This window comes from Pseudarthrobacter sulfonivorans, assembly GCF_031454915.1.
GTDB lineage: Bacteria > Actinomycetota > Actinomycetes > Actinomycetales > Micrococcaceae > Arthrobacter > Arthrobacter sulfonivorans_C.
Window position 1 is genome coordinate 105,516 of sequence record NZ_JAVDRS010000001.1, and the last position, 25,121, is coordinate 130,636.

Consider the following 25,121-nt stretch of genomic DNA (forward strand, 5'->3'; position numbering starts at 1 on the left):
CGGCATCGCGAATGTGACGTTGCATGAACCCGCGTGACCCCCCGTTTCTGCTTCATTGAATGGGTTTATGTCACTCCCTATGGTGAAACAATGACAAGTTCCAAGCCCGGGATGACCCGTATCGTGGCAGGCGAAAGCGCTGTACCCCAGCGCAAGCGTGCCATCGAGGCAGCCCTGGCCATCGGACTCGTTGTCCTGATCGCACTGGGCGCCGTGGTGGCCTCCAATATTTCCCGGGACGCGTCCGCAGAGGCCGCGCCGGCGCCCACGCCGGCCGTCGAGCTGAAGCTGGGCTACTTCGGAAACCTGACCCACGCGCCCGCCCTGGTGGGTGTGAAGCAGGGAATCCTGGCCCGGAATCTGGGCACCACCACGCTCAGCACCGAAACATTCAACGCCGGGCCTGCCGCGATCGAGGCGCTGAACGCCGGCGCCATCGACGCGGCCTATATCGGCCCGAACCCGGCCATCAACTCGTTCGTCAAGAGCCGGGGCGAGTCGGTCAGCGTCATCGCCGGTGCCGCCGCAGGCGGCGCGCAGCTGGTTGTCAGGCCGGAGATTACGTCGGCCGCTGAACTGAAGGGCAAGACCCTTGCGTCCCCGCAGCTCGGCGGCACCCAGGACGTGGCGCTCCGCGCGTGGCTGTCTTCGCAGGGCTACAAAACCAACGTGGATGGCAGCGGCGACGTCGCCATCAACCCCACGGACAACGCGCAGACCCTGAAGCTGTTCCAGGACGGGAAGCTCGACGGCGCGTGGCTGCCTGAGCCGTGGGCGTCCCGTTTGGTGCTCCAGGCCGGGGCCAAGGTCCTGGTGGATGAAAAGGACCTGTGGGACGGTTCGCTGACCGGCAAGGCCGGCGAGTTCCCCACCACCATCCTGATTGTGAACAAGAAGTTTGCGGCCGAACACCCGGACACCGTAAAGGCCCTCCTTCGTGGTCACGCCGAGTCCGTGGCCTGGCTGAATAACGCGTCCGCCGCCGAAAAGACGGACGTCATCAACGCAGCCCTGCAGGAATCAGCCGGCGCGGCACTTCCCTCCGATGTCCTGGACCGGGCCCTGCAGAACGTCATTTTCACGGTGGATCCGCTCGCCGGAACCTACCCCAAACTGCTCAAGGACGGGGCGGACGCCGGCACCACCAAGCAGGCAGACATCGCCGGCCTGTTCGATCTCCGCGCCCTGAACGAAGTCATCGGCACTGGCGGTCAGCGCGTCTCCGCCGCGGACCTCGGCCAGGACTGACCGCGCCGCCACCGCACCACCACCTACCTAAGGACGGGACCATGCCAGTCGTACTGGAACAGTTGGGCAAGCGCTTCGGCGACGGCGCCCCGGTGCTGGAGGATGTCAACGCCACCATCGGCTCGGGCGAGTTCGTCGCCCTCCTCGGTGCCTCCGGCTGCGGCAAATCCACCCTCCTGAACATCATGGCGGGACTGGAGGCCCCGACGTCGGGCGCCCTAGAAGTACCCAGCGACGGAGCAGCATTTATGTTCCAGGATGCCGCCCTGTTCCCTTGGCTGACGGCGCGGGAGAACATCGAGCTGGCCCTGAAACTGCGCGGTGTGGGGAAAGCTGAACGCCGGATTAAAGCCGACGAACTCTTGGACCTGGTGCACCTCGGCGAGGCGGGGGACAAGCGCCCGCACGAGCTCTCCGGCGGCATGCGCCAGCGCGTGGCTCTGGCCCGGGCTCTGTCCCAGGACCGGCAGCTGCTGCTGATGGATGAGCCGTTTGCCGCCCTCGATGCCATCACCCGCGACCTCCTCCACGACGAGCTGGAACGCATCTGGAAGGAAACCGGGCGCACCATCGTTTTCGTCACGCACAACGTCCGCGAGGCCGTGAGGCTGGGCCAGCGCGTGCTGCTGCTGTCGTCCCGCCCCGGCCGGGTGGTCCAGGAATGGGCCGTCACCGAGGAACACCGAACCGACGCCGGCCTGGCCGGACAGCTGACCGGGGTCATCACCGCCCGCCTGCGGGAGGAGATTCGCCGCCATGCCAAGTAACCCCACATCCAATTCGGTGGTTGAGCCTGTCGAAACCAGTCCGGTGGTTGAGCCGGAAACCCACAAGGTCCACGCCGCGCTCACGCGCACGTCCACCGGGCACGAGGACCTGCGTGAGCTCGAGGCCGGGCTGGATTCGCTTCAGTCCGACGCCGCGCGCAAGCACCGGATCGACTGGAGCCGCGTGCTCCTGCCCGTGGCCGCCCTGGTGGTCCTGGTCCTGGTGTGGCAGTTCTATGTCTCCCTCGGTGTGAAGCGCCGCGACCTTGTCCCCGGCCCGCTCGACGTGCTCGGCCAGCTAGGGGTCCTCTGGGGCGACGCGAAACTGCAGGAAGCCGTATGGACATCGTTGCAGCGCGGGATTGTCGGGTTCCTGATTTCGGTGGCCATCGCCACTCCGGTGGGGCTGCTGCTGGCCCAGGTTGCCCCGCTGCGCCGGGCCTTCGGACCCCTGATTTCTGGCCTGCAGGTCCTGCCGTCCGTCGCTTGGGTTCCTGCCGCGATCATCTGGTTCGGGCTGACTGACGCCACCGTTTACTTCGTGGTGTTTATGGGTGCCATCCCGTCCATCATCAATGGCCTCATCTCCGGTGTGGACCAGATCCCGCCGCAGTACCGCCGCGTGGGCACCGTCCTGGGCGCCAACCGGCTTCAGATGGCCATCCAGATCATCCTGCCGGCAGCTCTGCCTGGCTACCTCGGCGGCCTCAAGCAGGGCTGGGCCTTCTCGTGGCGGTCCCTCATGGCCGCCGAAATCATCGCCGTGGGCGGCACCATCGGCTTCGGCCTCGGCTCGCTCCTGGACCAGGGCCGCGTCCTGTCCGACATGACCATCGTGATGGCGGCCATCCTGCTGATCCTGGGTGTCGGCATCCTGATCGAGCTGCTGGTGTTCGCACCGATCGAGAAGCGCCTGCTCCGCAGCCGTGGTCTCCTCTCGGGCAGTACCCGCTAACCCGCACCCCTTCCAACGCGGGGTCATTTCCTGCCCAATATGCATCGTTTATTGGGCCGGATCTGACCCCGCGTTGATTTTTCACTGGCGGACTGGCGCCATGACCGTCAGCTTTGTGTGCCGCACCGCGTCCTCCCTCCCTCGGGAGCGTCTGTTCGACCTCGCCCGCAGTATTGACGCACACGTGGATTCCCAGAAGCGTTTGAAGCCACAGCCACAGGCAGCATGTGACACCGAACCGGGGCACATTGACACGGACACACCACGGATAGGGCCGATTCGGAGCCCACTTCCCGGCATTGTGACCCGCGACGGCGCCCCAAGAGCCCGCCCGGCAATGTGACGCAGGATTACCCAGCGTTACCGGGTGTTTCCGAACCATTGTTGGCCAGTATGACGCGGCCCTACCGTTGATTCATGGCAATTCAGGATATTTACCCCACCGCGCTGCGGCTGCTCGGCCGCCCCGTGCTGGTGGTGGGCGGCGGCCGCGTGGCTGCCCGCCGCGCCAAGGGACTGCTCGACGCCGGTGCACGGGTCACCGTGGTGGCTCCCGTTGCCTGCCCCGCGCTCCATGAACTCGCCGACGCCGGCCTCGTCACCTGGGAGCAGCGCACCTACCGTCCGTCCGACGTCGACGGCGTCTGGTTCGTCCAGACGGCCACCGGCAACCCCGCCGTGGACACCCAGGTTTCCGCGGACGCCGAAGCGCAGCGCACCTGGTGCGTCAACGCCTCCGACCACGAAGCATCAGCCGCCTGGACTCCCGCCGTCGCCGTCGTGGATGACGTGCAGATTGCCGTGAACGCCGGGGGAGACCCGCGCCGGGCCATGGCCCTGCGTGACGCCGTCGCCACCGCGCTGGAAACAGGCGACCTGCCGCTGCGCCGCCGCCGGGCCCACCGCGGCTCCGTTGCCCTGGTGGGCGGCGGACCCGGCGACACCGGCCTCATCACCGTCCGCGGCCGCCGGCTCCTGGGCCAGGCCGACGTTGTGGTGGCGGACCGGCTCGGCCCGCGCGAACTGCTCAACGAACTGGCCCCGGACGTCCGCGTCATCGAGGTGGGCAAGACTCCCGGCCACCACCCCGTACCGCAGTCCGAGATCAACCGCATCCTCGTGGACGAAGCACTCCAGGGTCACCGCGTGGTCCGGCTCAAGGGCGGAGACCCGTACGTCCTGGGCCGCGGCGGCGAGGAAGCTGAACACTGCCGGCAGCACGGCGTCGAGGTTGAGGTGGTCTCCGGCGTCACGTCCGCCATCTCCGTTCCCGCCGCCGCCGGCATCCCGGTGACCCACCGCGGACTGGCCAAGGGCTTCAGTGTGGTCACCGGCCATGAGGAACTCTCCGAGGTCCCTGCCCGCGCAGACCACACCATCGTCCTGCTCATGGGCGTGGGCGCGCTCCGCGATTCCGCCTCCGCCCTGGCCGGCGCCGGTCTCCCCGGGGACACACCGGTTGGTATTGTTGAAAACGGCTATTTGCCGAATCAGCGCGTAACCATCGGCACGCTCGGTTCCATCGCTGACCAGGCCGAAGCCACCGGCGTCGCCAATCCTGCCGTGATTGTGATCGGCGACGTGGTCCGCGTCAGCCCGTTCGCGCCGTCGCACTTCAAGACCGCGGACTACAGCACCACCACGCCGAACAAACCCCGCACCACCCGAGTTCTAACCCCCTGAAACCCATCGATTGCTCCGCAACTGCCCTTATGAAGGCTCAAAAGGGCACCTACGGAGCAATCGATGCAGAAGATAAAGGAACACAGCCGTGTCATCAAGCACCTCCGTAGGATCTGCCGAGCGTCCGCTGCGCGTTGCCGTCGTGGGCTCCGGCCCGGCCGGCGTCTACGCCGCGGACATTCTCACCAAGAGCGAAGCCGTCAAGAGCGGCGAGCTGACCGTGAGCATCGACCTCTTTGACCGCTACCCGGCACCCTACGGGCTGATCCGCTACGGTGTGGCCCCGGACCACCCGCGCATCAAGGGCATCGTCAACGCCCTTCACAAGGTCCTGGACCGCGGCGACATCCGCTTCTTCGGCAACGTGGACTACGGCACGGACATCTCCATCGAGGACCTCCGGACCCACTACGACGCCGTCATCTTCGCCACCGGCGCCATCAAGGACGCGGACCTGAACATCCCGGGCATCGAGCTGGACGGCTCCTACGGCGGCGCGGACTTCGTCTCCTGGTACGACGGACACCCCGACGTTTCCCGCGAATGGCCGCTGGACGCCAAGGAAATCGCCGTGATCGGCAACGGCAACGTGGCCCTGGACGTGGCCCGTGTCCTGTCCAAGCACGCCGACGACCTGCTGGTCTCCGAAATCCCGGACAATGTCTACGCCGGCCTGAAGAACTCGCCCGTCACCGACGTGCACGTCTTCGGCCGCCGCGGCCCGGCCCAGGTGAAGTTCACCCCGCTGGAGCTCCGCGAGCTGTCCCACTCCAAAGACGTGGACATCATCCTCTACGCCGAGGACTTCGAGTTCGACGAGGAATCGGACCGCCAGATCCAGAGCAACAACCAGACCAAGACCATGGTGGGCACCCTCACCAACTGGATCGCCGAGCAGCCCGAGGACCTCGCCGAGCTCCAGGCGTCCCGCCGCCTGCACCTGCACTTCCTGCACAGCCCGGTGGAGATCTACGACGACGCCGAGACGCCCGGCAAGGTTGCCGGCATGAAGTTCGAACGCACCGAACTGGACGGCACGGGCAACGCCCGCGGCACCGGCGAGTTCGTTGACTACCCCGTCCAGGCCGTGTACCGCGCCATCGGCTACTTCGGTTCGGCCCTGCCGGAGATCGAGTTCGACCACAAGAAGGGCGTGGTACCGAACGACGGCGGCCGCGTCCTGGATGCCGCCGGCACCCACGTGCCGGGCATCTACGCCACGGGCTGGATCAAGCGCGGACCGGTAGGCCTCATCGGCCACACCAAGGGCGACGCCCTGGAGACCGTAACGTACCTGCTGGAGGACCGCGAGAACCTGCCGGTTGCCGCCATTCCCGAAGCGGACGCCGTCGTGGATCTCCTCGATGCCCGCGGTGTGAAGTTCACCAGCTGGGAAGGCTGGCTGGCGCTGGACGCCCACGAGCTTGCCCTGGGCGCCGCGGCCACCGAGGCCGGCGGATCCCACGGGGTTGAGGTCAAGCGTGAGCGCATCAAGGTGGTTCCGCGCGAGGACATGGTTGCCATCTCCCGCGACGGTGTCACCGCCACGGTCTAGCACGCACAAAGACAACCAACGCGGGGTCACTTCCCACCCAATAATCACGGTTTATTGGGCCGGAAGTGACCTCGCGTTGCTTTAACGTCCGGGATTAACGCCCTGCGCCGCCCGCGGCCATCAATTCCAGCCGCTTGAGCGTCTCGGTGTTCCGCGCGCCGATCAGCGGGCTGCGCACGGCCTTTGGCATCAGCTTGCCGGGCCCCCGAATGGCGTCCTCGGAGATGGTGACCCGGCATTGGGTGCCCAGATCCTCCAGCGTGATCACTACTTTGGCCTCGCCCAGCGGCCACCCGCGGGCCACCAGCTCCAGCGAGCGGCCGGGCTCGACGGCCGTCACCCGGGTGCTGTCGTCGATTACCAGCGGCCAGGCACCCACGGAGTGGTGGAGCCTGGAGCCAGCTTCGGGCCAGTGAGCGTCAACTGCCCGGATCCGGGAGGCGCCCACCACCCAGCCCGAGTAGAGCCATCCGTCGGCGATAACCTTCCAGACATCCTCGGCCGGGGAGTTGAACAAGCGGTGCACGGTGGACATTGCGCTACTTCCTTTCGGTGGTGAGACTTGGTTACATCCGGCCGAACCGGGCGCGGACCAGGGCGAACAGACCGTAGCAGATGAACCCGGCGCCGATCGCGACGAGCAGGTACGGGCCGAACGGGTGGTCCGTGAGCGCCTTCAAGCTGCCGTCCAGCCCGGTGGATTCCTCGGGACTCTGCTTGCCTGCGGCGATGACGAACAGCAGACCCACCAGATTCAGGGCGAGACCTTTGGCCACGTGCCCGGCGACACCGAGGGAGTCGATGAGCCTGCCTCGGCGGGAGCCGTCGAAGAGGAAGAGCTCAGCCTTGAACCCGCGGCGAAGCCCCTTGATGACAAAGTAGACGCCCACGCCCATAACGGTCAGACCCACGGCCACCAGCACGGGCACGCCGAACGGGGCAGCCAGCAGGGCGGTGCTGACATCCCGGGTGGTGTCGCCCGAGTCCCCACGCATTCCGACGGCGAAACTGGCGAAGCTGAGCCCCACACTGCCGTACGCAACCGTCAGGCAACCGGAGGAGATCAGCTTTCCCAGCCGCTTCTTCCGGGGCAGATGCCGCGACCGGAGGGTGGCTTCGCTCAGCTGCCACAACGCCAGCCCGGTGCAGCCCACCACACACGACCACAGCACCGCAGGTCCCCACGGGTTGGCGCCGAGCTGCTCGATGGCCCCGGTGGCTTCCGCCTGTCCTGGCTGCCCGAAGGCGATGGCGATGGCGATCGCCCCAACGATGATGTGGAGCAGGGCCATCACAGCAAATCCGGAGCGCGCCACAATGTCCAGCGCCTTGGTATCCGACGCTTCCTCGACGGCGTCTGCCGCCTCGCTGATGCTGGATTCACCGTCTGCCATGGCTTAGCCGTTCATGGGCCCCTCCGCGTGCATCTTGCCGGCACCTGGACCCTCAACATGGATTGTGCAGCGCACCACCAGCTTGCCCGGAGCATGATCCAGCTCCACGAGGCTGTCATTCGCACTCAGTGAGGTGAAGACTTCAGAACCGGCCACCACCGTGACGCCCTTGGCCTTGGCCGTAGCCGTGGCGTTCCCCAAGGCTTCCTTCTCAAGGCCTGACATGTACGCGCCGTCATCGTCCCGGGCAGGGTCGCCGAAGGCCCAGCCGAACAAAGTTCCTGTTTCCATGGCCACGATATTACGCGTATCCGCTGCTGAAGACGGGGTTCCGTAACATTAGTAAGTGTGCTTACCATGGCGTGAGCATGACTTTCAGGGAACCAGTTCAACGTGAGGAATACACATCATGGCAGGAAATCTTGTTGCCCGCTCCGTTCACGACCTGACGGCCGCGGCGTGGTTCGGCGGCTCACTCATGGGCGCCATCGGGTTGAACGGTGCGGCTGCGGACGCCAAGGACCCGGCCGAACGGACCCGGCTCTCCAGTAAAGGCTGGATGAAGTGGGCGCCGGTCCAGACGGCGGCTTTCGCCTCACATTTGGTGGCTGACCTCGCCATTGCCTTTGAGAACAAGGAACGTATCGCGAAGCAGGACGGCGTGGCCCGCGACACCGTGATCAAGACGGCGGTCACGCTGGCCGGCGCTGCGGTGACGCTCTACGCCGGCATCCTCGGCAAGAAAGTGGACCAGCTCGCGGACCAGGGCGGCGAGGGAGCCACCGAGCCCCGGCCGGGGGCATCGGATGAGCTGAAGTCGGCGCAGCAGCAGCTCAAGATGCTGCAGTGGGCCATCCCCGCCCTCGCCGGCGCGGTGATCATCCTCGGGGCCAAGCATGGCGAGATGCAGCGGCCCAAGAATGTGTTCGCAGGGCTCCGCTCCTAGCGCCCAGAAGGCGCATCAGCACTAGGAAGCGGTAACGCGACGGCGGTCCGGCACTTTGGTGCCGGACCGCCGTCGTGCACTTCTTGCGACGCGCAGACTCCCCAGTGACGCGGACATTCCCTGGCGACGCGCACATTCCGTGGCGCCCCCGATATTTCCAGTGCGCCAGGGAAGGTGTGCGTCGATTTTGAAGATTCCGGGTCGAAATCGGGAAGCCCTCAGACGGGTTGGGTGTTGGGTGGCGGAAGGTCCGGGTTCATGTCCTGGAGGTGGGGATCCTCGGCGGTCCACACCTGGATGACCGCCCAGATGACGGCCGCCAGCGGGACGGACAGGACGGCGCCAATGATGCCGGCGAGGATGGTGCCGGCCGTCAGGGCCATCAGGATCACGAGTGCGTGGAGCTGGAGCGACTTGCCCATCACGATCGGCTGCAGCAGGTCACCCTCCAGCTGGTTCACGGCGATCACCACGGCCACCACAATCAGAGCCACCACCGGACCGTTGGCCACGAGGGCCACCAAGGCCGCAAGAATGCCGGCAACAGTCGCCCCCACCAGCGGGATGAAGGCGGTCATGAAGATGATGATGGCCAGCGGGAACGCCAGCGGAACCTGCATGATCAGGAGTGCTGCACCGATGGCCACGGCGTCCACCAAAGCCACAATGGCGGTGCCTCGGACGTAACCGCCGAGTACCTCCAGCGTGCGGCTGCCAACCCTGCGAAGTTTTGCTTCGCGCTGCCCGCTGAACGGCCGCAGGAAAAAGTTCCAGATCTTGGCGCCGTCTTTGAGGAAGAAGAACAGGATGACTACCATCAGGGCGCTCCCGGCCAGGAACTCCGTCACCACCGACAGCCCCGTGATGGCACCCGAGCGGACCTGGCTGCTGGTGGCAAACTGGATGATCCCTTCCCGCGCCTGGTCCAGCTGCTCCCGGTCGATCGGAATGGGGCCGTTGAGCAGGAACTGCTCCAGCTCGTCCAGCCCAGAGGATGCCTGCTGCGCCAGCTCGGCCCACTGGCTCCGCACGGAGAAGTAGATGACCGTGCCCACACCGGCCAGCAGGAGCAGGAGGGCCACGAACGCCACCCCCGTAGCCGCGGCGCCGGGCAGCCCGCGGCGGCGGAGCAGGTTCACGAACGGACCGATGGCGGCCGCAAGGATCAGTGCGATCAGGACCGGGATGACCAGGAGCTTGATCTGCATCAGGGCGTAAACCGAGACCACGGCCACCGCAAGGATCAACAGGACCTGGGCGGCGCGGATCCCCACCCTGCCCAGCCCGTCGGCCCACAACTCGCCCGGCGGCTTCCGCTCGCGCTGCTGGACGGGTGCCTTAAGATTTGGGGCCGGCTCGTTCGGGGCCCCTACAATCGGGGAATCCTCGCCCGGGTTCTCTGCGTGGATGTCCTGATGGGGTGCTCGTGACATGGAAACTCCTCGTCATCGGCGGGCACCGGAGTGCGGGTGGCACCCGGGGCGTTACGGCCTACGTCAGATCGTAAGCCTACTGATTTCCCCGTCAGGGCAGAAACTCCGGCCCCACCCGTCTGTCAGGCTAGGCCCGCAGCCACTCCGCGCAGGAGTTCAGGTTCTGGTTGACGCTGGCCACGGCGGCTTCGGCGTCGTGGGCCTCGATCGCATCCACCACGGCACCGTGGCCCTCGTTAGTGAGACCGTCCAGGCGGCCCTTGCGTTGCTGCTTGAGCAGGTCCTGGTGGAAAACGTCGCCGAAGCTGACGTAGAGCTCGTGCAGCAGCGGGTTCCCTGAAGCCTGGGCGACCCGCGCATGGAATGCCCAGTCGGCCTGGGCCCACCCTTCGTAGTCGGCCGCGTTCCAGGCGACCTCCCGGGCGGCGAGCACGGCACGCAGGGCCGCGACGTCGTCGGCCGTGGCGTGGCGCGCGGCCAGCCGGGCAGCCTGCGTGTCCAGGCCGAGCCTGACTTCGAGAATGTGCTCATCCGTGTGGTCCTGGTACATCCGGCGGGCGGCACCGGAGATTTCGCTGGTGGCGCGGACGTAGGTGCCGTCGCCGCGGCGGACCTCCAGCATCCCGCTGTGGGCCAGGGCTTTGATGGCCTCGCGGAGGGTTCCACGGGAGACGCCCAGGCTCTGGATCAGTTCCGTCTCGGAGGGGATGCGCTGGTGCAGCTGCCATTCGCCGGAATGGATCATCTGCCGGAGTTTGGCGGTGACTTCATCGGCGAGGGGTGGGCGGTGTGAGGTGCTCAGGGTCATGGCGTCCTACTTTTTCCGGGTCACGATGGGGCTGCGTGAGATGAGGTGGGCCACCACAACCTGGACCACGGCGAGGCCCAGCAGCAGTGCCACCGGCAGGGTCCAGCTGCCTGTGCCGCCGTACAGCAGGCCGGTGCCGAACGGACCGGCCGTGGCCAACAGGTAACCCGTGGACTGCGCCAGGGTGGACAGCGCAGTGGTCTCGGCGGTGCTGGTCCCACTGCGGCTGATCATCACCATCACCAGCGGGAAAATGCCGAGGCCAAAGCCGAGCAGGACAGCGGGAATGAAGGCCAGGCTCACGGGCAGGACCAGCAGTGACGCCAGGCCGGCCATCATGATGGTGCTGACCAGATACAGGGCAGGCCGGAGCATCCGGGGCCGTGAGCCGATGGCGAGGATCAGCATGCCGGCCGGCACGGACACCAATTGCATTAGCCCGAACAGCAGTCCGCTGTCCGCCGCGTTGAGGCCCATGCTGGTCAGCATCGAGGGGAACCAGCTGATGAGCGCATAGGCCAGCAGCGCCTGCAGGGTGAAGATGGCAGTGAGCAGCTGGCCCTTCCGGGTGCGCAGCAGGGGCCAAGGCGAGATGTTCGCGGCCGTGCTGCGGACGCTGTTGCGGTGCGTGTGCAGGACCATCGGCAGGAAGCCCAGGAACGCGGCCACCGCCACGAAGCCGAGGGCGCCCACCGCGGCTGACGGTGAACCCAGTGCCATGGACAGTGGGACGACGGCGACCGCGGCCACGGTGGCGCCGGTGGTCATGGTTACGGTGTACAACGCCGTCATGACCGACGTGCGGTGGGCAAAATGCTCGCGGATGAACGAGGGCATGGCCACATTGCAGACGGCCAGGCCGGACATTCCCACCACCGTGCCCGCAAGCAGCATGCCTGTGGCCGGGATCCCGCGCAGCAGGAGCCCGCCGGCCAGGAACGCCAGGGCCAGCAGGATGGCCTTTTCAACACCCAGCCGTCCGGTCAGCCATGAGGTCGCCGCCCCTGCCAGCGCAAAGCAGAGGGTGGGGATGGAGGGGATGACGGCTGCCACCAACGGTCCATAGCCCAGGACCTGCTGCAGGTCGTGCAGGAGGGCTGACGCGCCCGCGATGCCGGTCCGAAGATTCAGCCCGATCAACACCAGTGCCACCACGCCGAAGACGACGACGGTGCGCGGCTTTGGAGGTGCGGCGGGCAACGCGGGCGGAGCGGAAAGTGAAGCAGTCATCTCTTTAGGTTAGACGTTAGACGTTTGATGTCTAGGGTTCTGTGGGGAACCTCTCCCGGCTGTTAACGTGGCGGGCATAGACTCGGGCCAGCAGGCCGCTAGGCCCGATCGAAGTGGAAGGACGGCTGGTCATGGCTTCCGAGGACGTTGAGGTTGAGAAGAAGTACGACGTCGGCGAGGACGCCGAGGTGCCAGACCTTACGGAGCTCCCCGGCGTGGCCCGAGCGGGGGACCCGCGTGTGGACACCCTGGAAGCGGTGTACTTCGACACCGGGCGCCATACGCTCGCGGCCCGTGGCGTCACCCTGCGCCGCCGCACCGGAGGCGCGGACGCCGGCTGGCACCTGAAGCTGCCGCCGGAGTTCGTCGGGGGTTCGAAGGACGCCGATCCGAAAGACGCGGGGTCAGCTTCAGCACCACAGCGGCGCCGCGAGCTTCGCGCCCCGCTGGGCCAGCCCGACGTCGTACCTGACAGCCTGCTGGCTTATGTGCTGGCGTACCTGCGCGGCGATGATCCGGCGCCGGTGGCCCGGCTGGAAACGCACCGGACCACCCACCCGCTCTATGGCGACGACGGCGTCCACCTCGCAGACCTGGCCGATGACAGGGTCAGCGCCCACATTCTCGAAGGTGGTGCCCCGCCCGCTGAGGAGGCCAAAGCGCGGCGGTGGCGTGAGTGGGAACTGGAACTGGTCCACGGGAGCCCTGACCTTTTCCCGGCGGCGGCAGGGATCCTGGCAGCCGCCGGAGCCAGTCCGGCCGGCCACAGGTCCAAGCTGGCGAAAGCCCTGGAAGGATCAGGCACGGAAGAAACCCGGGACAACGGGGTCTCCGCTCCGGCGCCCAAGCCGCCACGCAAGAAAGGGCCGGTCTCCGACCTCTTGACCGCCTACCTCGCCGAACAGATCCGTGAAATCCTGGCTCACGATCCTGGCGTGCGGCTGGAGCAGCCAGAAGCGGTACACGATTTGCGCTCCGCCACCCGCCGCGCCCGTTCGGCGCTCGCAGCCTACCGGCGGATTTACAGTGCAGTGACCGTGCGGCGGCTCCGGGACGAGCTGAAGTGGCTCGGCGGGATGTTGGGATCGCCGCGCGACGCCGAAGTGATGCTGGACCGGCTGCGCGGACACGCCGCGGAGCTGCCCCCGGGACCCGTGTCGAAAGCGGCGGCAGACCGGCTCGAAGAAGAACTCGGCAATACCCTTGACACTGGCTACCGGAAACTCCAGAAAACGCTGCTTACCGAACGGTATTTCCGGCTCCTGGATGACCTCGAAGCCTTCCGGGACCATCCACCAACACGGCCGGACGGGGCAGCGCCGGCCCGTAAGGCGGCCGCCAAGCTCGCGGGCAAAGCGGCGAAACGGCTGCAGCGGGCAGCCCGGACGGCCAAGCGTGCCCGCCGGGGAACCCAGCACGAGACCGCCCTCCATCAGGTCCGTAAGGATGCCAAACGGCTCCGCCACGTGGCCGAGTCCATAGGCCCCGTGCACGGCAAACGTGCCAGGAAAATTGCCAAGGCCGCCCACCGCCAGCAGAAGATCCTCGGCGATTTCCAGGACAGCGTGGTTTCCCGGGACGTGCTCGCCAAGCTGGCGGCAGCGCCGGACCTGCCGGAATCCATTGCATCGGCCTACCTCACGCTCCATACCCGGCAGGTCCAGTTGGCAGCCGAGGCCGAAGCCAAGTACTGGAAGGCGCGCAAGAAGTCCCGGACGATCCTCCAACGCGGGGTCATTTAATGCCCATCCGGGGCCGTTTATTGGGCGGGAAGTGACCCCGCGTTGCAGTTGTCAGGCGTAGCCGTGGTCAGGTCCCTTGCCGCGCTCCGAGCCGCGAAACGGCCAGCGCCAGCCACAGCTGCACACGGTCCGCCGTGACCGAAGGATCGTAGCCCGTGAGTTCGGTGATCTGCGCCAGCCGGTACCGTACGGTGTTCCGGTGCAGGGTCAGGGCTTCGGCGACGGCGGCCACTGAACCGTTGTTGTTGAGGTAGCTTTCCAGCGTGGTCACCAGCTCCGACCCGTGGGCGGCGTCGAAAGTGCGCAGCGGGTTCAGCGACTCATGGGCCATGTCGGCCAGGGGAACGTCTTCGCTGGCAAGCAGCAGGGACGTCAGGCTAAGGCGTTCAGGTTCGTTCACCGGAAGGCCGTGGCTGGCCGCGTCCCGGGCCTCAAAGTAGCTCCAGCGCAGGCCGTTCGGTTTGGTGTACGCACCGCCGATCCCGATGGTCGCGTGGATCCCCGCCTCAGCCAGGTGGTCGCTGAGTTGCCGGGCCAGGGCGGGTGCCGCGCCGCCGTCGTCGTGCACCACGATCACCAGGTCCTGCCCGACGACGGCGGCCACCGCGTTCTCCAAAACCTGCGGCACCGAGGTGCTCACCAGTGCCTTGTGATGCGCGGCGGAAACCGCCAGCAGCACCACATTCCGGCGAGTGCTGTTCAGGCCCACGCCGGCCAGCCGGCGCTGTGCCTCGCTGGTCTCCAGGGCGCCGTGGATGACGTCCTCCAGGACCTGGCCGCACAGGGCACGCTGGGCCTGGCGCTGCTTGACCATGTTGTTCAGCTCCACGCTGATCAGGTTCTGGGCGTAGCCGATGATGCCTGAATCCTCGAAGGGCTGGCGGACCCACAGCGTGCAGGCATCGCGGCGGCCGGTGGGAATCGGGTAGGAGGCCCACGTGTCCGCGGTGGGGAGTCCGGTGCTGCTGTTGTACAGGTGGGCGGTGAACTGGGTGAGGGCAATGTCAGTGCGCAGCATGCCGCCGAGGTGCTTGAGGAGCTGGCTCAGGCCGCCGCCGGTGAGGAGTGCCCGGGCCAGGATCTGGTGGCCCGCGATCAGGCGTTCCAGCTTGGCAACGTGATCCGCGGACTGGGCGTCGGCCACCAGTTTTCCGATGGCGATGAACGGCGTCTCGTAGGGGACACGGACCACGGGAAGCCCCCAGCGGTTGGCCTCGGCAATGAGGGCCGGCGGCACGTCGTCGTGCGTAAGTCCAGTGCCGAACCCGATCCCCACAGCACCCGCGCGCTGGACCTGGCGGACAAACCGCCGCTGCTCCGGCGCCGACCGCAGCCGCATCCCGGTGGTCAGCACCAGTTCGCCGCCGTTGAGGAATCGCTGCGGGTCCTCAAGTTCGGTGACGGCCACCCAGTTGATGTCGTGGTGCCAGGTGGTTTCGGCCAGGCCGGCCTTGGACAGGCGGAGGGACTGCACGCCGAGCAGCATCGCGAGGGAAATGGCCATGAATCTAGGATAGCCAGGCGCTGGGCGACCGCACTAAACATGTAACCGAACGGTGTGCAGGTGACTATTCCATGAGCGGGGGCGGGGGCATAGGCTCGAAACATCGCACGTACCGCACCAGCGCTGGTTTTCCCCTGAAAGAGGTTGTACATCGTGGTTCAGACCTTGCAAAACTTCATTAACGGTGAGTTTGTCACCCCGGCAGGCACCGGCTTGCTGGACATCGTCAACCCCACCAATGGCGAGGTGGTGGCAAAGTCGCCGGTCTCCGTGCAGGCCGACGTTGACGCCGCCATGACCGCCGCGAAGGATGCCTTCAAGAGCTGGAAGCACGTCACTCCCGGCCAGCGCCAGCTGATGCTGCTCAAGCTCGCGGACGCCATCGAGGCCAACAGCGACGAACTCGTTGAAGCCCAGCACCGCAACACAGGACAGGTCCGTTCCCTCATCGCCTCCGAGGAAGTTGCCGCCGGGGCCGACCAGCTCCGTTTCTTCGCCGGCGCGGCACGCATCCTGGAAGGGAAGTCCGCCGGCGAATACTTCGAGGGCCACACCTCCTACGTACGCCGCGAACCCATCGGCGTAGTGGCCCAGGTGGCACCTTGGAACTACCCGTTCCTGATGGCCATCTGGAAGATTGGCCCCGCCCTGGCCGCTGGCAACACCGTGGTCCTCAAGCCCTCCGACACCACACCGGAATCCACCCTGGTGCTGGCCCGTCTGGCCGGCGACATCCTGCCCGCCGGTGTGCTGAACGTGGTGCTGGGAACCGGCGAAACCGGTGCCCTGATGGTGGAGCACAAGGTTCCCGGCCTGGTTTCCATCACCGGCTCGGTCCGCGCCGGCATTGCCGTGGCCTCAGGCGCCGCGCGTGGCCTCAAACGCGCCCACCTGGAACTCGGCGGCAAGGCCCCGGCCATCGTCTTCAAGGACGCGGACATCAAGAAGAGCGCTGCGGCCATCGCCGAGTTCGCCTTCTTCAACGCCGGCCAGGACTGCACCGCCATCACCCGGGTCCTCGTGGAGGACTCGGTGCACGACGACGTGGTGGCGGCCATGGTGGAGCACACCACGACCCTGCACACCGGCTCGCAGAACGATGAAGACAACTACTTCGGCCCGCTGAACAATGTGAACCACTTCAACGCCGTGACCTCCGTGGTGGAGCACCTCCCGGACAACTGCAAGATTGTCACCGGCGGCCACCGGGCGGGCGAGAAGGGGTACTTCTTCGAACCCACCATCGTCACAGGCGCCAAGCAAACGGACGACATCGTTCAGAAGGAAACGTTCGGCCCGGTCATCACGGTGCAGAAGTTCACCACTGAGGCAGAGGCACTGGAGCTGGCGAACGACGTCGACTACGCCCTGGCATCCAGCGTCTGGACGTCCGACCACGGCACTGCCATGCGGATGAGCCGCGACCTGGACTTTGGTGCCGTCTGGATCAACACCCACATCCTGCTCACGGCCGAAATGCCGCATGGCGGCTTCAAGCAGTCCGGCTATGGCAAGGACCTCTCCATGTACGGCGTTGAGGACTACACGCGCATCAAGCACGTGATGAGTGCACTTGATGCCTAGCTCAGCCGCCTGACTCACTTCTCCGGTGGTTGAGCTTCCCCACCGGCGCCCTAACCTCGCTTCGCTTCGGCCAGGGAACCCTGCCGGCGTGGCCCCATTCAGTCAAGAAAGGTTTCTCCATGACCGCCACCGCAAATGACATCACGTTCCGCCTGGAACAGAAGCGCCGTGTCCAGGCCGACTTCCCGGGCCCCAAGTCCATCGCCCTGACCGAACGCCGCAAGGCAGTGGTTGCCGCGGGCGTCGCCTCCAGCGTCCCCGTGTACGTGGCGGATGCCGACGGCGGGATCATCCACGACGTCGACGGCAACTCCTTCATCGATCTCGGCTCGGGCATCGCTGTGACCAGCGTCGGCGCCTCCGATCCCGCCGTCGTCGGGGCCGTCAAGGAAGCGGTGGAGCACTTCACGCACACCTGTTTTATGGTCACCCCGTACGAAAGCTACGTGGCCCTTGCCGAGCAGCTGAACCGCCTGACCCCCGGTGACCACGAAAAGCGCACCGTGCTGTTCAACTCCGGCGCCGAGGCAGTGGAGAACGCCGTTAAGGTGGCCCGACTGGCCACGGGGCGCGACGCCGTCGTCGCCTTTGACCACGCCTACCACGGCCGCACCAACCTCACCATGGCACTGACCGCCAAGGCCATGCCATACAAGTCAGGCCCGGCAGGCAGCTTCGGCCCGTTCGCGCCCGAGGTCTACCGCCTGCCGATGAGCTACCCGTACCGCGAGGAAAACCCGGAGATCACAGGTGCCGAGGCAGCCCAGCGCGCCATCACCATGATCGAAAAGCAGATCGGCGGGGAACTGGTCGCGGCGATCATCATCGAACCCATTCAGGGCGAGGGCGGCTTCATCGTCCCGGCCGAAGGCTTCCTGCCGGCACTGGCCGCCTGGGCCAAGGACAAGGGCATCGTGTTCATCGCCGACGAGGTCCAGTCCGGCTTCTGCCGGACGGGCGAATGGTTCGCCGTTGATCACGAAGGCGTTGTCCCGGACATCATCACCATGGCCAAGGGCATCGCCGGCGGGATGCCCCTTTCGGCGATCACCGGCCGCGCCGACCTGCTCGACGCCGTCCATGCGGGCGGACTGGGCGGCACCTACGGCGGAAATCCCGTGGCATGCGCCGCGGCGCTGGCCGCCATCGGTTCCATGGAGGAATACAACCTCGCCGGCCGGGCCCGGCACATCGAGGAACTGGCCACCGGCCGGCTGCGGGAACTGCAGGCCGAGCTGGCCGATGCGGGCAAGGCCGTTGTGGGCGACATCCGCGGCCGCGGCGCGATGCTGGCCATCGAACTGGTCCGTGCCGGTTCGAAGGAGCCCAACCCGGAGCTGACCAAAACGGTTGCCGCTGCCTGCCTCAAGGAAGGCGTCATCATCCTCACCTGCGGCACGTACGGCAACGTCATCCGCCTGCTGCCGCCGCTGGTCATCACCGACGCGCTGCTGAACGACGGCCTGGACGTCCTGGCGGCAGCCATCAAGGCCAACGCCTAGCACGCGGGCACCACCGGCAGGCGCCATCCCAAACAATGGGCGCTGAGCCCTAACTGAGTGAGTAAGGCAGTACCCGGCCACGGCCGGGTACTGCCTTTTTTCGTTCTGTACTCGCTTTCCGGCCGCTGCGCTAGGGGAAACTACCTAACCCCCCAGCCCTGCGGGGCATCAGTGAGTAAGTACCCCTAAGAAAATTTTTAGAGTACCAGTTACTCGTGTTCGCCGTCAGGAACGACCGTATGTTGATCGCAACGGAGGCGAAAACATCGGCTCCGGACAAGATCCACCTGTGAGGAGATGCACTTCCTGCCCCTCGATGCTGGCTCGTTGGCAACGACGTCAGCAGCGGGTAGCAGGCACCTCCCGTGGAGCGCGCTGAAGTCCCTGGGGCGTGGCGCGGTGCAACCCGGCAAAGGCGCCGCGGTCTGCAGGGTCTGCATACAGGAATTCAGCCAACGAACGCATCGCTCAAGACAAGGGGAATCTCAATGACTCAGCTGTCAACAGAAACTGAGGATCTTAAGGCCCACACCGCAGTCACGAGGGCGCCCTCTGTCAACGAGGTCCGCCGTCCCGGTCGTCGCCTGTCCGCACGCCACGACCTGCCTCCCGTGCGCCCGAATGCCGGATCCAACCCGGGCGTTTCGCCGATCAGCCAGGGCGAGGACCTGTGGGACGAGGGGCGTCTGGCTGCCCGTTCGGGGAACCACGAGAAGGCCATCACCTGTTTTGTCCGCGAAGCTGAGGCACGGACCGCGGAAGGCAGCCACGGCCGCGCCGCCATAGCGTTCCGGACGGCGGCGGAAGAGGCCCGCACGCAGGGGCAGGCGGAGCTGGGCGACCAGTTGCTCGACCGCGCCGCATCGGCCTACACGGAAGCAGCAGGGCGCACCGGACTTGCTCCGGGCACCGCGCACCAGGCATGGATCTCGGCGGCCAAGTGCTTCCTGCAGCTCCAGCAACTGGACCGGGCAGCGTCCTGCATCGAAGAGGCTCGACGCGTCGCAGCGGGCACCCACCGCCGCCTCGACCCCGCCCGGTCTGCGTCATGAGGATCCTGCTGACCACTGAGAGCACGTATCCATACTTCCAGGGGGGCGTTTCCACGTGGGCGCATGCGCTGGTCACCGGCATGCCCGAGCACGAGTTCGTGGTGGGGGCGGTGGTCGGTAACCCGTATGTGGACCGCGCCTTCGAGGTCCCGGCCAACACGACTGTGGTGAGCATCCCCCTGTGGGGGACGGAGACGGTGGCCGAATACGTCAAGCCGAGAGCGCGCGTCGGAAATCGGGGCGCGGGCCGGAGACGGTTACAGGAGCGTGCCTTCGCGGACCTGTTCCTGCCGGCGTACGAGGAAGTGATCGGAAACCTGCTGGAGCAGCGCGAACCGCGGGCGCTCGGTGTTGCCATCGCCGACATCGCGGAGTACTGCGAGGACCACGATCTGCGTGAGGCGCTGCGTGATCCCCGATGCTGGGAGCTGATCCGCACCCGGCTTGCCGAGCACCCGCTGCTCGGCGACATTTCGATGGCGGACGCCATCGACTTCGCGCGGTCCCTGTACCGCTACCTCATGCCGCTGGCCGTGCCCCTCCCCAACGTCGACCTGGCCCATGCATCGGGCGCCGCACTCTGCGCGCTGCCCGCGATTGCGGCCAAACTGCGCAAGGGCGTCCCTCTGCTCCTCACCGAGCACGGGGTCTATGTGCGCGAACGTGTTCTTCAGCTGGTCCGGGACGACACTCCGCTGCTGCGTAAGACGCTGCTTGGCAATCTCTACGGAGCGGTCGCCCGTTGCGCTTACGCGTACGCCGACGCCGTCCTGCCGGTCTGTGAGTACAACACCAGGTGGGAATACCAGCTGGGTGCCGATCCCAGCCGCCTCCAAGTGGTGTACAACGGCGTCGACCCGGACCAGTTCGTCCCGCAAACGGTCGAGCTGGACCGGCCGACCATCGCCTATGTCGGACGCATCGAGCCGCTCAAGGACGTGCTGGGGCTCATTACCGCAGTCGCCCGGATCCGGCAGGCGATCCCGGACGTGCTCTGTCGAATCTACGGTCCCGTCGATGACCCCCGTTACGCCGAGCGCTGCCGCGCCGCCGTCGGTACCTTCGGCCTCGAGGGGAATGTGGTGTTTGAAGGGACCACGAAGGACCCGGCCCAGGCGTACCAGGACTCGGACGTTGTGGTGCTCTGTTCCGTGTCCGAGGGCTTCCCCTACACCGTGGTGGAGGCGATGTGCAGCGGTCGTCCCGTCGTCGCGACGGCGGTGGGCGGTGTCCCGGAGGCATTGAACCGTCCCGAGCTGCTGGTCGAACCACAGAACCCGCAGGCGCTGGCCGACGCCGTCGTCGACCTCCTCCGGAAGACCCCCGCGGAACGCGTGGCCATCGGCGAAGAGTTCCGGGAGCGGGCCGTCCGGCTGTTCTCCCAGGAGCGCTTCCTCGAGGAGTACCGCGCCCTCTACCTAGGAGCTGTCAATGAGCAAGCTGCCTGATGACGCCGTCCTGGCAGACCTCATCACGGACCTCGACGATCTCGGGCCGGACCTGCACGCCGAGGCCCGATCGGTCGCCGGCCGCACGCGCCAGGCACAGGACGCCTTCGAAGTGGCCGTCATCCTCGGAACCGTGGGCTACAACGACCAACGCGCGCGCGAACTGGGCTGCCGGGACGTCTTCGACCTCTCGGAGAAGATCGTTTCACTCCTGCCCCTGTTCGACGGGCCGGCGGACGAGCCTCCGGTGGGCACCGTGGACCACATCGCCGAGCCACCGCCGGGCCCCGATCGGATGAGCCTGGGACTGATCGGACTGTCGCTGCTGTACTCGGCCCCGTGGATCGTCGCGGTGGTTGCGCTGGTGGTCGGTCGGGTGTCCTTCTGGTCCACCATCACCGCGCTGCAGTTCTCCACCACGACCAGCCTGGCGTTGTTCGCCGCGCTGGTGGTGACCGGCGGGTTCATGCAGGCGTTCGCCAGGAGGGGCCTGTTCTATGCCCTGCAGCACAACGCGCCCCTGTTGCGCTGGACGCTGTGGCGGACACTGGGGGCCGGCCTCGCGGCCATGCTCGTGGTGGTCGGAGGCGGTTACCTGATCCTCGAGTTCGTGCTGCAGGCTTACACGCCTGCCTCGAACCGGTCGTTCCTGTTCTTCGGGATTTCCATCGGAATCCTGCTGCTTGCCTTCTCGCCGCTGTACCTCGCCCGGGCACTGCGTGAAGTGGTGATCGCAGCCTGCGCCGGCGGGCTGGTTGCCATTGTCGGTGCGTGGTGGATCACGGATGAAAACTACATCAACCTTTACCTCGCGCAATCAGTGCAGTTCGCCGCGATATGGACTGTGATCATCGTGGCCGTGGCGTTCGATATTCCTGTCCTCCGACGGCTGGCCGCACCACCGGTCACGGTGGTGGGGGACCAGGCTATGGAGGAGCGGCGCGTCCTTGCGCCCCGGCTTGGCCCGGTGATGCGCACAGTGCGTGCCTACTGGGCCTACGGGAGCGGTTTCTTCGTCCTCCTCGTGATCGATCAGCTGATCGCGGGAGGCCTGTGGCACGGGGAGTTCAACTACAACGGGGTGTACCAGGTCGGTGTCGGTACCGGTCTGCTCGTCCTTATCCCGACCCTCACCTACGCAATCGCCGCCAGCTACCTGCTGCCAGCGCTTGTGCGGCGCCTGATGACCGGAAACCGGGTCTCCGGCAACGACGTGATTAACCGCGTACTCCTCAGCTTCTACCGCAAGCATTTGGCGATCACCCTGCTCGTCGGGCTGGTGAGCGGTGCTCTGCTGCTCGCTGCCACGGACTGGCTCACCACGGTGACCCTGCTCACGGTGGGCCTCGAGTCGGCACGGGACATCTACACCTACGCCTTGGCCGGCTACATGTTGCTGGGCATTGGAGCCTTCAACACCGGGCAGTTATTCAGCATGGGCCTGGCGCGCTTGCCCGCGGCAGTCGTGTGGACCGGAGCCGGGGTTTCCCTGGCCACAGGGCTTATTCTCTCGTCGCTGGGGAGCCCCCTGATGGGTCCCGTCACCGGACTGTTGGCCGGTTCCGCGGTGTTCGCCACCGTGACATCGGTGGCCGCCTACCGCATGTTCCGTCGTTTCGATCTCAGCTACTACAGGGCGTTCTGATGAAAAAGATGCGAACCACCATCCTTGCCGCCGTCGTTGTCCTCGGACTTACCGGAGCCGGTTTTGCTGCCGCACGCGCCGGCGAAAGCCCCACGCCTATCGCCTCGTCCCTGCAGTGGAACCTGCTGCGAACGGCCGAGGGAATCCTCATGGACGACCCGTTCAAGGAGGCCATCCCCAGCAGGGAGGTCCAGGACTCCTACGAATTCAACGGGGACACCGAGGACGCCCGGACATTCGTCCGGGCCACCGCCGGCGGCCTCGAGGTGGGGGTGAACCCGGATCCGCTGCGCCAGAGCCACAGCGGTCACTTCGCGGTCACCCACGACGCCTATCCGGAGACCAGCATCTTCCATGTGCGGATGTCGAAACAACCCGGTCAGGTCAAGTCGGCGGACGAGGTGGGCCAGGCGGTCTTCGCCGTCCAGACGGCCTCCACCAAGATCACCGGCCTCATCAACTTCATCGTGCTGTCAGCTGACAGCACAGAGGGGATGACCTCCTGGCGGGTGGGGTACATGTACGGGCATGTGAGGGACGCCGAGTACATCGGCTACTGGGGTACCGAGCCGTCGGTGAACGAGCCGGACACCCAGGACATCACCCTCCGCACGAACGGCCACAACACGCTGACTGTCTGGTTCGGCGAGAAGGAGGTGTTCCACTCCGATGACCTCGACATGGACATTGGGGCGCCGTACCAGCCGTACCTCGAGGTACAGGCCGTGAGGACACCCTTCTACTCCTCGTTCCAGGACTTCTGGATCGTGGAGAACGACACCATTCGACTGAGTGGCGCCCCGGCCGGGGCACATGTTGCGCTGGTCGCTGACGGAGTGACGCTGTCCGAGGAGACTGCCACGCCAGGCGGTGAAGCAAACCTGACCTTGCCCCCGTACGCCGCGAAGGGCAGTGGCACGTTGGAGATTACCGAGCCGGGGCGCGAGCCCGTACGGCTGGGGTCCTTCGACTACGCGGGCGGCGACCAGCTGCAGCTGGCCGTGAAATGACGCCTTGGAGGCTGGGTTCAGCGATTCTGGAGTCCGCACGCCGGGTAGTCCCCACGCTCGCGCCGAGCCCTGCCCCCTTGGGGCAGGGCTCGGCGGTCCGGCCCTTCGCGATCTACTACGGGTGGCCCAGCTACGTGAACGGGGCAAACGGCAAGGTGGGCAAAGCCGTCGGCGCATTCGAGGGCTACGGCGTGGTGGTGTTCGGTGACGACTCCGCGACCTCGGAGGGGGATCCCCTGACGGCCCCGATCATGGCGGGGGTCGCTGCCCGCGGCGGAGAACCGTACGGGTACGTCACCGTCGGTGTCAGCGACGGCGAGCCGAACCACTCCCTGGACGAGCTGCGAGCGCGGCTGGAAGCCTGGCGTCGCCTCGGCGCCCGCGGAGTGCTCCTCGACTGCGCCGGTGCGGACTACGGGGTGAGCCGGGCCAGGTTCGACGCCGTAGTGCAATATACGCACTCGCTGGGGATGCACGTGCTGGCGAACGCATGGAATCCCGACGACGTCCTGGCAGGCTCGCGCACGATGGGACCGGGGGACGGCTACTTGGGGGAGAACGACGTGCTCTCCGACGGCCGGTTCCTGTCGCCGGCCACCTACCAGCCGAAGCTGGCGAAGATGGCGAAGTACAAGGCGAAGCTGGGGATCACCCTCTACGAGACGTCCACAAGCTGGGACCTCCAGCACGCCGACGCCCTGACGGCACAGGTACTGGCCGCACTGAAGGACTATCCAATCGACGCGCTCCAGCTGAGCGACCCGCAGTACTGCTGCCTGGACAACGTCCTGATCAGTCCTCCGGCAGCGCTCAGGACCGGTCAGTGAGACTGATTCTGCGTCGGCTGCGGCTCCAAGCCACTGCTCTGTTGGCTGCCGCCGTGCTTCTTTCGCTCACCGGTTGCGAGGTGGGCGACTCCGGTCCACCCCCGGCAGCAGAGGCCGGGATGCGGATCGCCGTCCCCGCCTACGTCAACCCGCCCGACACGGCGTTCTGGCAAGCGTTGATCGATGCCGTCCCAAAGGTTCGCGACGTCATCGTCAACCCCGACAGCGGGCCGGGGGCGGCTGCGTCCGAACCTTATGTCCAGCTGATCAAGTCCTTGCGCGAGGCTGGCATCCGGGTGCTGGGCTACATCCCAACCGAGTATGGTGCCCGTGACAAGGCCCTGGTCAACGGGGAGATCGACCGCTGGCGGGAGTGGTATGGCGTCAACGACATTTTCTTTGATGAGGTGACGGCCGTTGCCAAGGGCGTTCCTACCTACGCTGCCTACGCCGCCACCGTCCACGAGGCTGGGGGTGCCGCGGTACTCAACCCGGGGTTGATGCCTGACCGCGCCTACTTCGAGTTCGCCGACGCAATCGTGACGTTCGAGAGTCCCGTGAGCTCATACTTCAACATGAAGGAGCCCCCTGCGTGGCTTCGCTCGGAGACGCGCACCGAGGTGTGGCATATCGTCAGTACTGCTCCGCTGGACAAACTTGGTGAGGTGGTGGACCGGGCCCGGCAGTACGGCGCAGACCATCTTTATGTCACCGACGACAGGGAGCCCAATCCGTACGACAGCCTTCCGTCGTACTGGGGGGCCCAGCTGGACGCCGTCGGGGGATAG

Annotated in this window: 22 protein-coding genes; 15 read left to right on the plus strand and 7 right to left on the minus strand. The window is 66.5% G+C overall.

Going from position 1 to position 25,121, the window contains the following annotated elements:
• The first annotated feature begins 111 nt into the window (after nucleotides 1–111).
• The 5 genes from J2808_RS00500 (at nucleotide 112) to J2808_RS00520 (ending at nucleotide 6,208) form a co-directional block, all read left to right on the plus strand.
• Nucleotides 112–1,248, plus strand: coding sequence for an ABC transporter substrate-binding protein (locus tag J2808_RS00500; RefSeq protein ID WP_309811805.1), 1,137 nt, complete (start codon nucleotides 112–114; stop codon nucleotides 1,246–1,248).
• 41 nt (nucleotides 1,249–1,289) lie between these two features.
• Nucleotides 1,290–2,015: an ABC transporter ATP-binding protein gene (locus tag J2808_RS00505; protein ID WP_309810046.1), complete on the plus strand. Its 726-nt coding sequence runs from the start codon at nucleotides 1,290–1,292 to the stop codon at nucleotides 2,013–2,015.
• Complete coding sequence (locus J2808_RS00510; protein ID WP_309810049.1) at nucleotides 2,005–2,970, plus strand: ABC transporter permease; 966 nt, start codon at nucleotides 2,005–2,007, stop codon at nucleotides 2,968–2,970. Before J2808_RS00505 ends, J2808_RS00510 begins: the two co-directional genes overlap by 11 nt.
• A gap of 417 nt (nucleotides 2,971–3,387) precedes the next feature.
• A complete protein-coding gene (cobA, locus tag J2808_RS00515; RefSeq protein ID WP_309810052.1) occupies nucleotides 3,388–4,653 on the plus strand; it encodes a uroporphyrinogen-III C-methyltransferase in 1,266 nt (421 codons plus the stop codon).
• Between the two features lie 88 nt (nucleotides 4,654–4,741).
• Entirely contained in the window at nucleotides 4,742–6,208 is a 1,467-nt protein-coding gene (locus J2808_RS00520) for an FAD-dependent oxidoreductase (RefSeq protein WP_309810055.1), read from the plus strand.
• 94 nt (nucleotides 6,209–6,302) lie between these two features.
• Here J2808_RS00520 and J2808_RS00525 read toward each other — a convergent pair whose 3' ends face one another.
• Genes J2808_RS00525 through J2808_RS00535 form a run of 3 tightly spaced genes read right to left on the minus strand, consistent with a single transcriptional unit; the run spans nucleotide 6,303 to nucleotide 7,893 of the window.
• Nucleotides 6,303–6,743 (minus strand): SRPBCC family protein, encoded by a 441-nt coding sequence (locus J2808_RS00525; RefSeq protein WP_309810057.1) that lies wholly within the window; start codon nucleotides 6,741–6,743, stop codon nucleotides 6,303–6,305.
• Nucleotides 6,744–6,774: 31 nt separating this feature from the next.
• On the minus strand, nucleotides 6,775–7,602 hold the full coding sequence (locus J2808_RS00530; protein WP_309810058.1) for a DUF1206 domain-containing protein: 828 nt from the start codon (nucleotides 7,600–7,602) through the stop codon (nucleotides 6,775–6,777).
• Nucleotides 7,603–7,605: 3 nt separating this feature from the next.
• Nucleotides 7,606–7,893: a hypothetical protein gene (locus tag J2808_RS00535; RefSeq protein WP_309810060.1), complete on the minus strand. Its 288-nt coding sequence runs from the start codon at nucleotides 7,891–7,893 to the stop codon at nucleotides 7,606–7,608.
• Between the two features lie 118 nt (nucleotides 7,894–8,011).
• Between J2808_RS00535 and J2808_RS00540 the strand changes: the two genes are divergently transcribed.
• Entirely contained in the window at nucleotides 8,012–8,548 is a 537-nt protein-coding gene (locus tag J2808_RS00540; RefSeq protein ID WP_309810062.1) for a hypothetical protein, read from the plus strand.
• Nucleotides 8,549–8,766: 218 nt separating this feature from the next.
• On the opposite strand, the gene J2808_RS00545 is transcribed toward J2808_RS00540, so the two are convergent.
• The 3 genes from J2808_RS00545 to J2808_RS00555 all read right to left on the minus strand — a co-directional run bounded on the left by J2808_RS00545 (nucleotide 8,767) and on the right by J2808_RS00555 (nucleotide 12,019).
• Complete coding sequence (locus J2808_RS00545) at nucleotides 8,767–9,981, minus strand: AI-2E family transporter (RefSeq protein ID WP_309810064.1); 1,215 nt, start codon at nucleotides 9,979–9,981, stop codon at nucleotides 8,767–8,769.
• Between the two features lie 127 nt (nucleotides 9,982–10,108).
• The gene (locus J2808_RS00550; protein ID WP_309810066.1) at nucleotides 10,109–10,789 is read right to left on the minus strand and encodes a FadR/GntR family transcriptional regulator; all 681 of its coding nucleotides are present in this window, start codon (nucleotides 10,787–10,789) and stop codon (nucleotides 10,109–10,111) included.
• 6 nt (nucleotides 10,790–10,795) lie between these two features.
• Nucleotides 10,796–12,019: an MFS transporter gene (locus J2808_RS00555; protein ID WP_309810069.1), complete on the minus strand. Its 1,224-nt coding sequence runs from the start codon at nucleotides 12,017–12,019 to the stop codon at nucleotides 10,796–10,798.
• A 131-nt stretch (nucleotides 12,020–12,150) separates the two neighbouring features.
• Here J2808_RS00555 and J2808_RS00560 point away from each other — a divergent pair, with 131 nt between their 5' ends.
• Nucleotides 12,151–13,761 carry a CYTH and CHAD domain-containing protein gene (locus J2808_RS00560; protein WP_309810073.1) on the plus strand — a complete coding sequence of 537 codons (1,611 nt, stop codon included), beginning with the start codon at nucleotides 12,151–12,153 and terminating at the stop codon, nucleotides 13,759–13,761.
• Nucleotides 13,762–13,828: 67 nt separating this feature from the next.
• Here the strand turns inward: J2808_RS00560 and J2808_RS00565 are convergent, their stop codons facing one another.
• Nucleotides 13,829–15,265 carry a PucR family transcriptional regulator gene (locus J2808_RS00565; RefSeq protein WP_309810077.1) on the minus strand — a complete coding sequence of 479 codons (1,437 nt, stop codon included), beginning with the start codon at nucleotides 15,263–15,265 and terminating at the stop codon, nucleotides 13,829–13,831.
• Nucleotides 15,266–15,418: 153 nt separating this feature from the next.
• Here J2808_RS00565 and J2808_RS00570 point away from each other — a divergent pair, with 153 nt between their 5' ends.
• The 8 genes from J2808_RS00570 to J2808_RS00605 all read left to right on the plus strand — a co-directional run bounded on the left by J2808_RS00570 (nucleotide 15,419) and on the right by J2808_RS00605 (nucleotide 25,121).
• The gene (locus tag J2808_RS00570; RefSeq protein ID WP_309810082.1) at nucleotides 15,419–16,849 is read left to right on the plus strand and encodes a gamma-aminobutyraldehyde dehydrogenase; all 1,431 of its coding nucleotides are present in this window, start codon (nucleotides 15,419–15,421) and stop codon (nucleotides 16,847–16,849) included.
• 119 nt (nucleotides 16,850–16,968) lie between these two features.
• Entirely contained in the window at nucleotides 16,969–18,351 is a 1,383-nt protein-coding gene (gene gabT / locus J2808_RS00575) for a 4-aminobutyrate--2-oxoglutarate transaminase (RefSeq protein ID WP_309810085.1), read from the plus strand.
• Nucleotides 18,352–18,839: 488 nt separating this feature from the next.
• Nucleotides 18,840–19,403: a soluble NSF attachment family protein gene (locus tag J2808_RS00580; RefSeq protein ID WP_309810089.1), complete on the plus strand. Its 564-nt coding sequence runs from the start codon at nucleotides 18,840–18,842 to the stop codon at nucleotides 19,401–19,403.
• The gene (gene pelF / locus J2808_RS00585; protein ID WP_309810091.1) at nucleotides 19,400–20,851 is read left to right on the plus strand and encodes a GT4 family glycosyltransferase PelF; all 1,452 of its coding nucleotides are present in this window, start codon (nucleotides 19,400–19,402) and stop codon (nucleotides 20,849–20,851) included. The genes J2808_RS00580 and pelF overlap by 4 nt, the downstream gene beginning before the upstream one ends.
• Nucleotides 20,835–22,496 carry a polysaccharide biosynthesis protein gene (locus J2808_RS00590; RefSeq protein WP_309810093.1) on the plus strand — a complete coding sequence of 554 codons (1,662 nt, stop codon included), beginning with the start codon at nucleotides 20,835–20,837 and terminating at the stop codon, nucleotides 22,494–22,496. Before pelF ends, J2808_RS00590 begins: the two co-directional genes overlap by 17 nt.
• On the plus strand, nucleotides 22,496–23,506 hold the full coding sequence (locus J2808_RS00595; RefSeq protein ID WP_309810096.1) for a hypothetical protein: 1,011 nt from the start codon (nucleotides 22,496–22,498) through the stop codon (nucleotides 23,504–23,506). The genes J2808_RS00590 and J2808_RS00595 overlap by 1 nt, the downstream gene beginning before the upstream one ends.
• Nucleotides 23,503–24,333: a hypothetical protein gene (locus J2808_RS00600; protein ID WP_309810099.1), complete on the plus strand. Its 831-nt coding sequence runs from the start codon at nucleotides 23,503–23,505 to the stop codon at nucleotides 24,331–24,333. Before J2808_RS00595 ends, J2808_RS00600 begins: the two co-directional genes overlap by 4 nt.
• Nucleotides 24,330–25,121, plus strand: coding sequence for a spherulation-specific family 4 protein (locus J2808_RS00605; protein WP_309810102.1), 792 nt, complete (start codon nucleotides 24,330–24,332; stop codon nucleotides 25,119–25,121). The genes J2808_RS00600 and J2808_RS00605 overlap by 4 nt, the downstream gene beginning before the upstream one ends.

Bases quoted from the DNA above. Each gene is read 5' to 3' on its own strand.
- J2808_RS00500 (WP_309811805.1), top strand. From the start codon at position 112: ATGACCCGTATCGTGGCAGGCGAAAGCGCTGTACCCCAGCGCAAGCGT.
- J2808_RS00505 (WP_309810046.1), top strand. From the start codon at position 1,290: ATGCCAGTCGTACTGGAACAGTTGGGCAAGCGCTTCGGCGACGGCGCC.
- J2808_RS00510 (WP_309810049.1), top strand. From the start codon at position 2,005: ATGCCAAGTAACCCCACATCCAATTCGGTGGTTGAGCCTGTCGAAACC.
- cobA (WP_309810052.1), top strand. From the start codon at position 3,388: ATGGCAATTCAGGATATTTACCCCACCGCGCTGCGGCTGCTCGGCCGC.
- J2808_RS00525 (WP_309810057.1), bottom strand. From the start codon at position 6,743: ATGTCCACCGTGCACCGCTTGTTCAACTCCCCGGCCGAGGATGTCTGG.
- J2808_RS00530 (WP_309810058.1), bottom strand. From the start codon at position 7,602: ATGGCAGACGGTGAATCCAGCATCAGCGAGGCGGCAGACGCCGTCGAG.
- J2808_RS00535 (WP_309810060.1), bottom strand. From the start codon at position 7,893: ATGGAAACAGGAACTTTGTTCGGCTGGGCCTTCGGCGACCCTGCCCGG.
- J2808_RS00540 (WP_309810062.1), top strand. From the start codon at position 8,012: ATGGCAGGAAATCTTGTTGCCCGCTCCGTTCACGACCTGACGGCCGCG.
- J2808_RS00545 (WP_309810064.1), bottom strand. From the start codon at position 9,981: ATGTCACGAGCACCCCATCAGGACATCCACGCAGAGAACCCGGGCGAG.
- J2808_RS00550 (WP_309810066.1), bottom strand. From the start codon at position 10,789: ATGACCCTGAGCACCTCACACCGCCCACCCCTCGCCGATGAAGTCACC.
- J2808_RS00555 (WP_309810069.1), bottom strand. From the start codon at position 12,019: ATGACTGCTTCACTTTCCGCTCCGCCCGCGTTGCCCGCCGCACCTCCA.
- J2808_RS00560 (WP_309810073.1), top strand. From the start codon at position 12,151: ATGGCTTCCGAGGACGTTGAGGTTGAGAAGAAGTACGACGTCGGCGAG.
- J2808_RS00565 (WP_309810077.1), bottom strand. From the start codon at position 15,265: ATGGCCATTTCCCTCGCGATGCTGCTCGGCGTGCAGTCCCTCCGCCTG.
- gabT (WP_309810085.1), top strand. From the start codon at position 16,969: ATGACCGCCACCGCAAATGACATCACGTTCCGCCTGGAACAGAAGCGC.
- J2808_RS00580 (WP_309810089.1), top strand. From the start codon at position 18,840: ATGACTCAGCTGTCAACAGAAACTGAGGATCTTAAGGCCCACACCGCA.
- pelF (WP_309810091.1), top strand. From the start codon at position 19,400: ATGAGGATCCTGCTGACCACTGAGAGCACGTATCCATACTTCCAGGGG.
- J2808_RS00590 (WP_309810093.1), top strand. From the start codon at position 20,835: ATGAGCAAGCTGCCTGATGACGCCGTCCTGGCAGACCTCATCACGGAC.
- J2808_RS00595 (WP_309810096.1), top strand. From the start codon at position 22,496: ATGAAAAAGATGCGAACCACCATCCTTGCCGCCGTCGTTGTCCTCGGA.
- J2808_RS00600 (WP_309810099.1), top strand. From the start codon at position 23,503: ATGACGCCTTGGAGGCTGGGTTCAGCGATTCTGGAGTCCGCACGCCGG.